This window comes from Lacrimispora sp. YZC11 (assembly GCF_057543815.1).
Genome location: NZ_BAAJYQ010000002.1, coordinates 232,478 through 245,269 on the forward strand (window position 1 = coordinate 232,478; position 12,792 = coordinate 245,269).

A 12,792-nucleotide genomic window follows, 5' to 3' on the forward strand; every position below is an offset into this window, starting at 1 on the left:
GCCGCGTGTCCGTGGCCGCCTTAATTTGATACACCTGCTGGCCTTTAGGCCGGCAGGATATCTCCTTATGCCATCGTTTGGTTTTTAAACGGTGGTTTTTTCATGCCCTTTTTAGGGCGCTAAGATACTCGGCAACACCCTGTTAGGGTTTTATATAGATATTTTAAAAATAAGAGAGGTGAACGGAATGGAAACCGGAAGTCAAGGCAGCCCTGATCCTGACGGGCAGCAACAAATATGGTATGGAATAAAAACGTGGTTTCTGTTCCGCCACCATGAAATAATGATGTAGCTCATCAGTTACGGGCTGTGCTTCCAACCATCTTTTTAAAATCAAGAAATGGAGGTACAGACCAATGAAAAACAAAAACAATCGTATTGAATCAAAAAAAATGCTCGCGGAAATGGTTCGCCGCAACGAGGTGAACGACAGACTAACCTTTGCCGCCGCTTCAAAAACTGATATTTTGCTCGACAAGCTGGGGACAGCCCAAGGGGGATTGGATAATGACCTTGTGGAGGCCTCCCGCGAGAAATATGGTGACAACAAGGTCACCCATGGTAAAAAGAAGTCCCTGTTTCATCGTATCTGCACGGCATTTATCAATCCATTTACCGCTATCCTAATCGGGCTGGCGGCAGTATCGGCTTTCACCGACATTATTTTAGCGGATCCGGGAGATGCCGATCCCATGACCGTCATTATTATTATGACAATGGTGATGATATCAGGTGCTTTACGGCTGGTTCAGGAAACAAGAAGCGGGAACTCGGCGGAAAGCCTTTTAAAAATGATTAAAACCACCATCTGCGTCCAGAGGCAGGAGTCCGGAAAAGAGGAAATTCCTCTTGAAGATGCGGTGGTGGGTGATATTGTGCATCTGGCGGCAGGCGATATGATTCCAGCTGATATGCGTATTCTGCATGCCAAAGACTTATTCGTCAGCCAGTCGGCCCTGACCGGTGAAAGCGAGGCGGTGGAGAAGTTTCCTGACCCCGGCAGAGACGGTTCCGATACGGTGACCGAATGCCCGAACCTTGCCTTTATGGGTTCCAACGTTATCAGCGGCAGTGCCATTGGTGTAGTAGTGGCAACGGGCGATGACACGATTTTTGGCAATATGGCGAAAAACGTCAGCGAAGAGTCTGTTCAAACCAGTTTTGAAAAAGGTGTAAATTCGGTGTCATGGCTGCTCATCCGCTTTATGCTTGTGATGGTGCCGGTGGTGTTGTTTATCAACGGCTTCACAAAGGGCGACTGGATGGAAGCCGTCTTATTTGCCCTTTCCATTGCGGTGGGGCTTACACCAGAAATGCTGCCGATGATTGTCACCACCTGCCTTGCCAAAGGTGCGGTGGCTATGTCTAAGGAAAAAACGATTATCAAGAACTTAAATTCCATACAGAACATTGGTTCCATAGATATATTATGCACAGACAAAACGGGTACGCTGACACAAGATAAGGTAGTGCTTGAGTACCATCTAAACATCCACGGGCAAGAAGATGCACGGGTGCTGCGCCATGCGTTCCTTAACAGTTATTACCAGACGGGGCTTAAAAACCTCATGGACATTGCTATCATTGAGCGGACACAGCAGGAACAGGATGCTGTGGAGGAACTGCGCGGCCTTACGGACAGATTCACAAAGGTGGATGAGATCCCCTTCGATTTCGAACGCCGCCGCATGAGCGTAGTGGTGAAAAACGGCAAAACGCAGATGATAACAAAGGGTGCGGTAGAGGAAATGCTGTCAATTTGCAGCTTTGCTGAATATGAGGGAAAGGTTCTGCCGCTGACCGACGATATCCGGGCCTATATCCTCAAAAAAGTGGATGAACTCAATGAGGATGGGATGCGTGTTATCGCCGTGGCACAAAAGACCAATCCATCCCCTGTAGGTGCGTTCTCAGTAGCCGATGAATCGGAAATGGTATTGATGGGTTATCTGGCATTTCTTGACCCGCCGAAGGATTCGACGGCTGCAGCGGTAAAAGCCTTGAATGCCCATGGCGTAGATGTGAAAATCCTAACCGGGGACAACGACAAGGTGACGCGCTGCGTCTGCCGCCAGGTGGGCATCCCTGTTGACCACATTCTGCTCGGCTCTGATTTGGATCACATGACTGACGAAGCATTAGGGGAAGCTGCTGAGAAAGTAAGTGTTTTTGCCAAGTTATCGCCCCAGCAAAAGGCACGTGTCATCACTGTTTTACGGAATAACGGTCACGGTGTCGGCTATATGGGCGACGGCATTAACGACGCAGCGGCTATGAAGGCTTCCGATGTGGGCATTTCGGTGGATACCGCCGTGGACATTGCCAAAGAATCCGCTGATGTTATCCTGCTGGAAAAAGATTTAATGGTGCTGGAAAAAGGGATCATCGAAGGCCGCATAACCTATGCCAACATGATCAAGTACATCAAGATGACGGCAAGCTCCAATTTCGGAAATATGTTCTCAGTGCTGGCGGCCAGCGCTTTCCTGCCCTTTATGCCGATGATGCCGATTCATCTGATACTGCTTAACCTGATTTATGATTTAAGCTGTACCGCAATTCCGTGGGACAATGTGGATAAAGACTTTCTTGCAGTGCCGAGAAAGTGGGATGCTTCCTCTATAGGTAAGTTCATGGTATGGATAGGCCCTACAAGCTCAGTATTTGATATCACAACATACTTACTGATGTACTTTATCATATGCCCCGCCATGAGCGGCGGACAGTTGTTCCACCAGCTTACCGACCCGGCGATGCAGGCGTACTATATTGCCGTTTTCCAGGCTGGCTGGTTCGTGGAATCCATGTGGAGCCAAACGCTTGTCATACACATGATCCGTACGCCGAAAATTCCGTTTATCCAGAGCCGTGCATCGCTGCCGGTGACGCTGCTCACCTTTACCGGAATTGCCGTCCTGACCATTATACCCTTTACCGCCCTTGGCGCGTCAATTGGTCTGGCCGCGCTGCCGCCCGTATACTTTGCCTGGCTGGCGCTGACCATACTCCTTTATATGGTTCTGGTGACAATTTTTAAAAAGCTTTTTGTCAGAAGATATGGGGAACTGCTTTAGGATTTTCTGCACTTAAAGGACTATACAAACGCATAAGGATTTGATAGAATATAGCCATATGTGGAGTCTGACGCAAGAGACGTCAGGCATACCTTCATGTCCGGATAACACGGACAGGAAAAAAGAAAGGGAGAAAACATGAAAAATCCGGTTATAACGATTACAATGGATAACGGCGATGTGATGAAAGCAGAGCTTTATCCGGAAATTGCACCAAACACAGTAAATAATTTTATCAGTCTGGTAAAAAAAGGTTTTTATAACGGTCTGATCTTTCACAGAGTTATCAATGGATTTATGCTTCAGGGTGGATGCCCGGAAGGAAGCGGAATGGGAGGCCCAGGCTATTCTATTAAAGGAGAATTCAGCCAAAACGGCTTTTCCAATGCTTTCAAGCATTCAGAGGGAGTGCTTTCCATGGCAAGAGCCATGAATCCCGATTCTGCAGGTTCCCAGTTCTTCATCATGCACAAGGTTTCTCCTCATTTGGATGGCGCCTATGCTGCATTCGGTAAGATCACAGAGGGTATGGATATTGTGAACAAAATCGCCGATGTGAAAACGGATTACAATGACCGTCCAATGAAAGAGCAGAAGATCCAGTCCATTACCGTGGAAACCTTTGGGGAAGAATATCCGGAACCGGAGACTCTCTAAGGCAATGATCTGGGAAAGGGAAATCACAGTAGAAGGAAAGATTTTCCAGGTTACCATATCCGATAATCATGAGGCCCTGCGTTCTGCTTTTGCGGAAGGCAGGGCTGTTGTTGGTTTATGGGACCGGGAAAGAGCGGACCAGAACCTTGCACCTGCCGCCTATGTGGTGGAGAACCTTGAGGACCTTGATGATGCATTTATAGAGCGGGTCGTCCGGAGAAGAGCGGGACTTCCGTGGAATATTGCCAAAACCCAGCGCCTGACAATCCGGGAGTTTGTCCCTCAGGACTTTACTGATATCCCGTATGAGCCTGAGGCCGGGAAGCCGGGAGCCATTTTTTTAAAGGAAGAAACCCTGAAAGATTACATCAGGCATCAATACGTTTTTTATGAGTACGGTATCTGGGCTGTGGTTGACCATGTTACCGGGCGGCTTGTGGGAAAGGCAGGGATCACCAACCTGGAACTTACCGGACAGGAAGAGTTTTTAAGGGCGATAAAAAATAATGATACCCCGGTGGAACTGGGATATCACATTTTTTCCCCATACAGGCAGCAGGGATATGGGAAAGAGGCTTGTATGGCCATTCTTTCCTACGCTGCCCTGGCTGTTTCAGAGAGAATCTACGCAAGGATCGATGAACAGAACCTTACGTCAATAAAGCTGGCAGAGGATCTGGGGTTCCGGCTTATTGCCCGAACACATAGCGGATCAGTTCCACGGCAGTGTCTGTATGAGTGGAATTGCTCATGACGGCAAGAATCGGATCATCTATAATAAGACCGGTTTTCTTGCAGAAGTCCGTGTTGCCGATGAGAATGCCGCAGGCCGCTTTTTCACCGGTTTCCTGATTGGTCACAAAATAGAAGTTCTCTTTTGCCTTGTCGTAAACGTCGGCAGGGAGGAGTTCCTTTAAATCAACAAATCCGCCCATTTCGCCGAAGTGATCTATGGTATCCGGCTTCCCGATCATAACATCCAGGCTCTTGCTGGATATCATGGCGGTGATTTTGGCCATCTGGGCATAGGTAAACTCATTCATGGAGGATTCGTCAAAGGTGAGGGACATGGAGTAGTCCACATCGATCTTTGCATCTTCCTTAAGGTCGATGTACTGACGGAAGCCCTGGTTAAAGTAATCATCTACGGAATCGGTTTCACCGGTAGGGCTGCTGTTTATAATGACGCAGGAAAGAGCGGTTTCAAACCGGTTATTATACACGGCTGAACCGATGGAGGAGATAAAGACTACGGCCACAACGGCAATGATGATGGGAATCTTGTAATATTCCCAGATATACCAGAGCCTGTCTTTTAAGCTCATATTTTTCAGCTTGTCCCGTTCCTCACGCAGGGAGTCCTTCAGGTTCTTGTCTTCGTATGGGGTCATGATTTACGCCTCTTTCTTTGTTATTACAGATACTTTTCTAATTATATCATACAACGATGGATTTTCATTAAAATAAAAATAAAATTTTGGTGAAATAAGAAAGAACGTTTGCATTTTAATGGCAAATCCGCTATAATATCCTTTAATGCAACTATGAGAAGGGGAATAACATATGTTATCTGGTTTTTTTAATTATGATAATCCGGTATGGCGGTTTATCGGTAAATTTGGAGATCTGATTATTTTAAATATCTTGTGGCTGGTATGCAGCATTCCTATTTTTACCATAGGTGCCTCTACCACAGCCGTATATTATGTAACCCTGAAGCTTGTAAGAGATGACGATGGGTATACCATCCGCTCTTTTTTTAAGTCTTTTAAAGAAAACTTTAAGCAGTCCACGGCAATCTGGCTCATCCTTCTGGCCGTGGGTATGATTCTTGGAGTCGATTTGTACTTCTTTACCAGATTGTATACAGGGTCCGGGTCCTTCCGGACGGTGATGCTTACCGTATTCCTGGCAATGGTTCTTATTTATGCGGCTGTTTTTACGTATATTTTTCCGCTTCAGGCCAGATTTTTCAACACAGTAAAGCGCACCTTTTTCAATGCCTTTTTTATGTCCCTGCGACATTTATTCCGCACCATTGGATTGATCACGATTGATGGGGTACTGATTGCGGCCGCATTCGTATTTATGATACCGCCGATGCTGATGGTATTCATGCTGTTCGGATTTCCGCTGCTGGCATTTATCAATTCCTATATTCTGGCTCCCGTATTTAGTCTGTATATTCCTGAGGAGGAACAAAAATCGGACGAGCTAAGGCCGCTGTTTGCGGATGAGGAAGAGTCTGTGAGCAGCATTTTGATGGCAAAGGGTGACGAGCACCGGGAAGAGATGCTTAAGACCGAAGAGACAGAAGTGAAAGAAACGCAAGACGAACAGGATTAAATCCTGCTGACAGCCGGCCGGGGATCGCACATGCATCCCTATCCGGCTGTTTTTTTGTATATCAGGAAAATTCTTAAGAATACCCATAGAGGCTTTTATGATGAGTTCATACTATGGTCACTGTATGGACACAAAAAAAAGATATACTTTATAATTGTGATAAGGAAATGCCTGGGAGGTGGAATATGACTGAAGAAGAGTATCTCTGTTTTATCCAGCCCTATGAGGATGCGCTTAAAAACATCCGTGTGAGAGTGGATGTGCTGAATAATGATTACAGAAGAAAGAACCAGAATTACCCCATCCATCATATCCAGCACAGAATCAAGCAAAAGGAAAGCATTGAGAACAAGCTGGGAAAGAACGGATTTGAGGCCAGCGCGGATCTAGCCAGAAACTATCTGACGGATATTGCCGGAATCCGGGTCATCTGCTATTTTGTAAGGGATATCTATGATATTGTCTGCCTGTTTAAGAAGCAGTCGGATATTGTAATTATAAAGGAAAGTGATTATATTGCCAATCCAAAGCCCAATGGGTACAGAAGTTATCACATTGTTTTTGGAGTTCCTGTCTATCACACCGATGGCATGGAATATTATCCGGTAGAAATACAACTGCGCACCATGTCCATGGACCTATGGGCCAGTATGGAGCATCGTATCTGCTATAAGGGAGAAGAAAAGGAACAGGCAGCAGAGGAATTTAAGAAGTATGCCATAGCCTTAAGGCAGATGGAGGAAGAGATGGAGGGATTTCTCTGATTTCCATACGATAAGAACGCGGTAAGATGGGAAGACGTCCGGCATAAATATTTCGTAGGAAGATTCCCCCGGCAGTGTTACGCCGGGAGATTTAGGAAGTATGTATTATAAATATGAGGAAAAGCAGGTTATTTATCGATCCGGAAGCCTGAATAGGCGGTCATACCGTGTTCATGTAAATCCAGGCCGTCCAGCTGTTCCTGGTCGGAAACTCTTAAGCCTATGGTTTTCTTAAGCAGAGTAAAGATGATAAATGCCGTTATGGCCGTATAGACTAGAACAGAAGCAACGCCCATTAACTGTGTCAGGAAATTGCAGCCCTCTCCAAAGATACCGGTCAGCAGCGTGCCCAGAAGCCCGCAGAATCCATGGACGCCCACAGCGCCCACCGGGTCATCGATTTTGGCTTTCTTATCAATGAATTCAATGGCAAGAACCACTGCAAAACCTGCAATTGCTCCGATGATGATGGCTTCGTAGGGCGTCACCACATCACAGCCTGCAGTAACAGCCACCAGACCGGCCAGGGAACCGTTCAATGTCATGGATACGTCTGGCTTACCGTAACGCACCCAGGTAAACAGGAGAGTGGTTAGAGTAGAAGCAGCAGCAGCCAGGTTAGTTGTCATGGCGATGTTGCCGAGAGTGGTTGTGGCAGCAGTAGTGGAGCCGCAGTTAAACCCAAACCAGCAGAACCAGAGAATGAAAACGCCGAGAACTCCCAGGGGAATGTTGTGGCCGGGAATTGCGTTTGCAGTCCCGTCCTCATTGTATTTCCCAATGCGGGGGCCGACGATTTTAGCTCCTACCAGGGCGCAGATGCCACCCACCATATGAACCGCAGTAGAGCCTGCAAAATCATGGAATCCTAAGTCTGCTAACCAGCCGCCTCCCCAGATCCAGTGTCCGGTTATGGGATAAATGACCACGCTGATGGCTGCTGAGTAGACCAGGTAAGAGGAAAATTTTGTGCGCTCTGCCATAGCTCCGGAGACGATGGTGGCGGAGGTGGCACAGAATACGGTCTGGAAAATCATGAAAACGGCGATGGGAAGGCCGTTGAATAAGCCGTTTCCGTCAGCCAGAGAATAAGGGTTAAAGAACCCGGAACTGCCGAAAAGGCCTGCCAAATTGTTTCCGAACATGAGGGGGAAACCCAGGATAAAGTAGAAGAGGGATCCGATAACAAAGTCCATCATGTTCTTCATGCAGATGTTCCCTGCATTTTTTGCTCTTGTGAACCCTGTTTCTACCAGGGCAAAACCGGCCTGCATGAAATAGACCAGAATTGCGGCCAGCATGGTCCAAATAATATTCAGTAATAAAGTTGTATTTTCCATAATCATAACTCCTCCTTATATTCTTTGCTGGGATCATTACAGAATTATAAACCAAATGCCCTGAGGGCAGCCGTCAAGATTAAGTAAACCTGACTTTGACTCATTAACATCACGAGAATAAAAATCGGGAATAACCGCTTAAGAAAGCAATTATCCCCGTTGATAGATTATTTCCGTTCTGTATGAAATTAAATGTCCGCTCTTATTGGGAACTACAGAGCTTCCCGGCCATGTTCCCCGGTTCGGATCCGCACCGCATCCTGCACGTCGTAAATGAAAATCTTGCCGTCCCCGTAATTGCCTGTATTGATTTCCTTTACAACCGCATCAATAATCAGATCTGCCAATTCCTTTGGCACAACGGTTTCCACCTTAACCTTTGGAAGCAGGTTCACATTATACTTGGTACCGCGGTACATCTGTGTGTAGCCTTTCTGATTACCATATCCCATGACGTTGCTGATCATTAGTCCATTGACCTTGCAGCCTTCCAGGATCGTCTTCAGACTTTCAAGCTTTTCTGGTTTGATGATAATCTCCAATTTTTTCATACAGCGCGACCTCCTCTATTTTGTTTACAGAAAAAAAGGGCAATTCCAGTTTTGGAACGCCCTTGTTCAGTATAACAATATTATACACGTCTTATGTTTTCTGTCAAATAAATTTTTGAGAGGAGTTAAACGAAAATTTTGTAAAAAGTTAACAAGAACAGGAAGCACATATGAGAATAAAAGGCTTGTACTTTTCCTTGTTTTGTTATATAATAAATACTGTATACAAAAAAATAAAAAAATACAATCCTAAGGAATAAAAAGTGAGGGATGTTTGCCTATGATAAGACATCTGGGGTTAAAAGCATATGGTAAGGTTAATCTGGGACTTGATGTTTTGAGAAAACGGGAAGACGGATACCATGAGGTACGAATGATCATGCAGACCGTAGGCCTTTATGATAAGATTGATATTTACTTAAAAGAGACTCCGGGAATTGAAGTTGTGACAAATCTCTATTATCTTCCGGCGAATGAAAACAACCTGGTTTATAAAGCCGCCAAGCTTCTTATGGAAGAGTTTCACGTCCTTCACGGCATCCGCATTCACTTAAATAAATTCATTCCTGTTTCTGCCGGCATGGCCGGCGGCAGCAGCGATGCGGCGGCGGTTCTGTTCGGGGTCAACAAGATGTTCCAGCTTGGGCTGACAAGAGAAGAACTGATGGAACGGGGAGTAAAGATCGGAGCGGATGTCCCCTATTGTCTGATGAGAGGAACTGCACTAAGCGAAGGAATCGGAGAAATTTTAACGCCCCTTCCTGATATGCCCCAGTGCCAGGTGCTCATAGCAAAGCCTGGGGTCAGCGTATCCACGAAGTTCGTCTATGAGCATCTGGATTTATCCGCCTTACAAAAAGAGGACCATCCGGATATTGACGGCATGATCGAAGCCATTGGGAATCACAACATATACCAGATATCAGAGCGGCTTGGAAATGTGCTTGAAACGGTTACAATTCCGGAATATCCGGTGATAGCACAGATTAAGGACAAAATGAATGAATTGGGTGCGGTGAACGCCTTGATGAGCGGTAGCGGCCCCACGGTTTTTGGCATTTTTACCAGTCCAAGGGCCGCTGAAAGGGCTTATGAGGAATTGAGGTACGGCGAGGCAAAGTGTCTTGCAAAACAGGTTTATCTGACGAATTTTTACAATACCAGGGAGGTTACAAATGAGCAATGATTTAAAGGTTAATATGAATGAATATTTACCGCTTCGGGATGTAGTCTTTAACACACTGCGCCAGGCGATTTTAAAAGGAGAACTTGCACCGGGAGAGCGCCTTATGGAGATCCAGCTTGCGGAACGGCTTGGAGTCAGCCGTACCCCTATCCGGGAAGCCATCCGGAAGCTGGAACTGGAAGGGCTGGTATTAATGGTGCCCAGAAAGGGAGCCGAGGTTGCAAAGATTTCGGAAAAGAGCTTAAGGGATGTATTGGAAGTCCGCAGATCCTTAGAGGAGCTGGCCATTGAACTGGCCTGCCTGCGAATGACCCCGGAGGCCGTAGAGGAGCTTGAAATTAAGCAGGAAGAATTTAAAGAGGCCGTTGAAAAGGGCAATGCCATGGAGATTGCGGAGACGGATGAAGCTTATCATGATGTGATTTATAAAGGTACCTGCAATGACAGGCTGGTGCAGATGATCAACAATTTAAGAGAGCAGATGTACCGTTACCGTTTGGAATATATCAAGGATGAGGACAAACGCCAGATCCTTCTGCTGGAGCACGACAACATATTAAAGGCGGTCAGACAGCGGAAAGTACAGGAAGCCAAGGAAGCAATGCGGGAGCATATTGATAACCAGGAGATCACCGTATCAAAGAATATCAAGGAACAGGAATGAGAAGAGAGGTGTTTTATGACATTTAAGGAGAGGTATCTGGCCGGTGAGATAGAATTTGAGGCCATTGATGATTTTATTGAAGAATGGAATAACAGCGGCACAGCCGAAACTCTTGCCCGGTTTCTCGGCCTGAGTGGAGAGGAAGAGGATGTGTGGATTGAAGAGAGCGATGAAGCCTTAAAGGAGCTTTTGGACAGGAGATAGGAACGAGCTGCTGTCTTACCCTTGCATCCAATAAAGCGGGGCGTGCCTGCCTGAAATTATGGCAGGAAATTGGTAATCATAAACAGAATTAGAAAAATTATTAAATAAATATAACCTTTCTTGACAAGGTGACAACGTGTCATTATAATAAATGGCATATTGTCACCTTTTTGTGTGGTCGCAGGATTCACATGGAAAAAGGGAAAGGAGAGAAGAAAAGATGCCAACGGAGCGGTTTTATAATCTTCCGGCAGGAAAAAAGAAAACCATCCGCGATGCAGCGGTGGAGGAGTTTATACGGGTGCCGTTTGAAAAAGCTTCTATCAATAAAATCATCCAGGCAGCAGGGATATCGAGAGGAAGTTTTTATACTTATTTTGTAGATAAACGTGATGTTCTGGGATATATTTTTGAAGATGCCACTGAAAACTTTCAGAATAGCTGGGTGAACTGCGCTGAAAAAAATAAGGGTGATCTATGGAAGACTGCCGAAACGTTTTTGCAATACAGCATGGCCAATGCAAAAGAAAATGTATTGCAGCTGATTAAGAACATTGCCGACAGCGAAAAATTGTTTGGCATGACCCATCAGTTATGCAAGGAAAATACCCGGGGCCAGCAGGAACTGCAGGAAGTGATGTACCGTTCCATCGATACCTCTGATTTTAAGGATAAGAGTATAGAAACTTTTGGCAAGCTGGTATCCATGATCTTCTTGGAACTTGCTCATTGTATGGGCTGGTATTATCATCATCAGGAAGATGAAGAAAAAATTAAGAAAATTTTCCAGGAAAAATTAGAAATTCTGCAATATGGAATTCGTAAACAAACATTACAATCTTAATATGGCCAAATAAGGAGTTACTATGACTAAGAAAAAAACATTCATCATTGCAGGGGCGGTTGTAATTGTAGCGGCCGTGGCAGGATTGACTCTTCCAAAGGTATTGGAGGGAAAGAAGGAAGAGCTTGTAGCAGAGGTTCCGCCGGCAGTAACTGCGGAAAAACCCGAGACCAGGACCATTGAGATAAGCAATGAGCTGATCGGAACAATTGAGCCTGACAGCATTGTCCATGTCATGCCTCTTGGAGCAGGAGAAGTTACAAGTGTAGGAGTTAAGACCGGCGACGTGGTATCTGCGGGCCAGCTACTCTGTGTTATTGACACAAAACAGGTGGAAAGCACACGGATCACCACTGAAACCGCACGGATCACTTATGAAGACGCCAAGAAGAATCTGGACCGTTATTCGGTTCTTTATGCAGCGGGTGATGTAGCGGAAGCAGATTATCAGTCTCTGGCTGATAAAGTGGAGATGGCAAGGCTTCAATATGAAAATGCCAAGATCGCATATAAGATCCAAATGGAAAGCAGCCAGGTGACGGCTCCTATTGCAGGACGTGTGGAAAGCTTTAACATCAGCGTTCATGATATGGTCTCCCCTCAGACCACCCTTTGCGTTATTTCAGGGGAAGGAGGGAAATCCCTGACCTTTTATGTTTCGGAGCGTATTGTAGGAGGATTGAAGGCAGGAGATTCCATAAGGGTAGAAAAGAATGGAACCGATCATGAAGCAGCAATTACAGAAGTGAGCACAATGATTGATCAGGCAAGCGGCTTATTCAAGGTAAAAGCTTCCATTCCGGATGGAGATACCCTGGCTACGGGGACTTCCGTAAAGCTTTACGTAATCGCCCAAAGAGCGGAGAATGTCCTTACAGTTCCGGTTGACAGCGTTTATTATGAGGGCGGGAACCCATTCATTTATACATATGCAGATGGATCACTTAAGAAGAATGCGGTAACCGTAGGACTGGCGAACAATGAGTATATGGAAGTCCAAAGCGGCATCACTGCCGAGGATCAGGTAGTGACAACATGGACCAGTGAATTATATGATGGATCCCGGGTTACTTTAGCAGGCGGGAATGAAAACGAATCCCAGACAGCACAAGGCATGGCAGAAGAAGGAACTGGAGCAGAACCTTCGGATCCTGCACAGTAA

At 45.9% G+C, this 12,792-nt stretch carries 13 protein-coding genes; 10 read left to right on the forward strand and 3 right to left on the reverse strand.

Annotated elements, in window-relative coordinates; translation table 11 throughout:
* Positions 1–356 precede the first annotated feature (356 nt).
* The 3 genes from mgtA (at position 357) to AC27IJ_RS01015 (ending at position 4,485) form a co-directional block, all read left to right on the forward strand.
* Positions 357–3,074 carry a magnesium-translocating P-type ATPase gene (mgtA, locus tag AC27IJ_RS01005; RefSeq protein ID WP_312502828.1) on the forward strand — a complete coding sequence of 906 codons (2,718 nt, stop codon included), beginning with the start codon at positions 357–359 and terminating at the stop codon, positions 3,072–3,074.
* 138 nt (positions 3,075–3,212) lie between these two features.
* Entirely contained in the window at positions 3,213–3,731 is a 519-nt protein-coding gene (locus tag AC27IJ_RS01010; RefSeq protein WP_312502830.1) for a peptidylprolyl isomerase, read from the forward strand.
* Positions 3,732–3,735: 4 nt separating this feature from the next.
* Entirely contained in the window at positions 3,736–4,485 is a 750-nt protein-coding gene (locus AC27IJ_RS01015) for a GNAT family N-acetyltransferase (RefSeq protein ID WP_312502832.1), read from the forward strand.
* Here AC27IJ_RS01015 and AC27IJ_RS01020 read toward each other — a convergent pair.
* Positions 4,421–5,122: a hypothetical protein gene (locus tag AC27IJ_RS01020; protein ID WP_312444788.1), complete on the reverse strand. Its 702-nt coding sequence runs from the start codon at positions 5,120–5,122 to the stop codon at positions 4,421–4,423. The two genes, AC27IJ_RS01015 and AC27IJ_RS01020, sit on opposite strands and share 65 nt — an antisense overlap.
* A 172-nt stretch (positions 5,123–5,294) precedes the next feature.
* Between AC27IJ_RS01020 and AC27IJ_RS01025 the strand changes: the two genes are divergently transcribed.
* Positions 5,295–6,077: a YesL family protein gene (locus AC27IJ_RS01025; protein ID WP_312444787.1), complete on the forward strand. Its 783-nt coding sequence runs from the start codon at positions 5,295–5,297 to the stop codon at positions 6,075–6,077.
* 185 nt (positions 6,078–6,262) lie between these two features.
* Positions 6,263–6,841 carry a GTP pyrophosphokinase gene (locus AC27IJ_RS01030; RefSeq protein WP_312444786.1) on the forward strand — a complete coding sequence of 193 codons (579 nt, stop codon included), beginning with the start codon at positions 6,263–6,265 and terminating at the stop codon, positions 6,839–6,841.
* A gap of 128 nt (positions 6,842–6,969) precedes the next feature.
* Here the strand turns inward: AC27IJ_RS01030 and AC27IJ_RS01035 are convergent, their stop codons facing one another.
* Together AC27IJ_RS01035 and AC27IJ_RS01040 are read right to left on the reverse strand one after the other, a co-directional pair.
* The gene (locus AC27IJ_RS01035; RefSeq protein ID WP_312444785.1) at positions 6,970–8,181 is read right to left on the reverse strand and encodes an ammonium transporter; all 1,212 of its coding nucleotides are present in this window, start codon (positions 8,179–8,181) and stop codon (positions 6,970–6,972) included.
* Positions 8,182–8,393: 212 nt separating this feature from the next.
* Complete coding sequence (locus tag AC27IJ_RS01040; RefSeq protein ID WP_312444783.1) at positions 8,394–8,732, reverse strand: P-II family nitrogen regulator; 339 nt, start codon at positions 8,730–8,732, stop codon at positions 8,394–8,396.
* Between the two features lie 280 nt (positions 8,733–9,012).
* Between AC27IJ_RS01040 and ispE the strand changes: the two genes are divergently transcribed.
* From ispE to AC27IJ_RS01065, 5 genes are all read left to right on the forward strand, one after another.
* Positions 9,013–9,918, forward strand: coding sequence for a 4-(cytidine 5'-diphospho)-2-C-methyl-D-erythritol kinase (ispE, locus tag AC27IJ_RS01045; protein ID WP_312444782.1), 906 nt, complete (start codon positions 9,013–9,015; stop codon positions 9,916–9,918).
* Positions 9,908–10,582 (forward strand): GntR family transcriptional regulator, encoded by a 675-nt coding sequence (locus AC27IJ_RS01050; protein WP_312444779.1) that lies wholly within the window; start codon positions 9,908–9,910, stop codon positions 10,580–10,582. Before ispE ends, AC27IJ_RS01050 begins: the two co-directional genes overlap by 11 nt.
* Before the next feature lie 15 nt (positions 10,583–10,597).
* Complete coding sequence (locus AC27IJ_RS01055; RefSeq protein ID WP_312444778.1) at positions 10,598–10,786, forward strand: hypothetical protein; 189 nt, start codon at positions 10,598–10,600, stop codon at positions 10,784–10,786.
* Positions 10,787–11,006: 220 nt separating this feature from the next.
* A complete protein-coding gene (locus AC27IJ_RS01060; protein ID WP_312444777.1) occupies positions 11,007–11,630 on the forward strand; it encodes a TetR/AcrR family transcriptional regulator in 624 nt (207 codons plus the stop codon).
* A gap of 22 nt (positions 11,631–11,652) precedes the next feature.
* The gene (locus AC27IJ_RS01065) at positions 11,653–12,792 is read left to right on the forward strand and encodes an efflux RND transporter periplasmic adaptor subunit (RefSeq protein ID WP_487147264.1); all 1,140 of its coding nucleotides are present in this window, start codon (positions 11,653–11,655) and stop codon (positions 12,790–12,792) included.

What these genes read in the sequence shown, in the direction of transcription:
- mgtA (WP_312502828.1), top strand. Translation starts at nt 357, where the DNA reads ATGAAAAACAAAAACAATCGTATTGAATCAAAAAAAATGCTCGCGGAA.
- AC27IJ_RS01010 (WP_312502830.1), top strand. Translation starts at nt 3,213, where the DNA reads ATGAAAAATCCGGTTATAACGATTACAATGGATAACGGCGATGTGATG.
- AC27IJ_RS01015 (WP_312502832.1), top strand. Translation starts at nt 3,736, where the DNA reads ATGATCTGGGAAAGGGAAATCACAGTAGAAGGAAAGATTTTCCAGGTT.
- AC27IJ_RS01020 (WP_312444788.1), bottom strand. Translation starts at nt 5,122, where the DNA reads ATGACCCCATACGAAGACAAGAACCTGAAGGACTCCCTGCGTGAGGAA.
- AC27IJ_RS01025 (WP_312444787.1), top strand. Translation starts at nt 5,295, where the DNA reads ATGTTATCTGGTTTTTTTAATTATGATAATCCGGTATGGCGGTTTATC.
- AC27IJ_RS01030 (WP_312444786.1), top strand. Translation starts at nt 6,263, where the DNA reads ATGACTGAAGAAGAGTATCTCTGTTTTATCCAGCCCTATGAGGATGCG.
- AC27IJ_RS01035 (WP_312444785.1), bottom strand. Translation starts at nt 8,181, where the DNA reads ATGGAAAATACAACTTTATTACTGAATATTATTTGGACCATGCTGGCC.
- AC27IJ_RS01040 (WP_312444783.1), bottom strand. Translation starts at nt 8,732, where the DNA reads ATGAAAAAATTGGAGATTATCATCAAACCAGAAAAGCTTGAAAGTCTG.
- ispE (WP_312444782.1), top strand. Translation starts at nt 9,013, where the DNA reads ATGATAAGACATCTGGGGTTAAAAGCATATGGTAAGGTTAATCTGGGA.
- AC27IJ_RS01050 (WP_312444779.1), top strand. Translation starts at nt 9,908, where the DNA reads ATGAGCAATGATTTAAAGGTTAATATGAATGAATATTTACCGCTTCGG.
- AC27IJ_RS01055 (WP_312444778.1), top strand. Translation starts at nt 10,598, where the DNA reads ATGACATTTAAGGAGAGGTATCTGGCCGGTGAGATAGAATTTGAGGCC.
- AC27IJ_RS01060 (WP_312444777.1), top strand. Translation starts at nt 11,007, where the DNA reads ATGCCAACGGAGCGGTTTTATAATCTTCCGGCAGGAAAAAAGAAAACC.
- AC27IJ_RS01065 (WP_487147264.1), top strand. Translation starts at nt 11,653, where the DNA reads ATGACTAAGAAAAAAACATTCATCATTGCAGGGGCGGTTGTAATTGTA.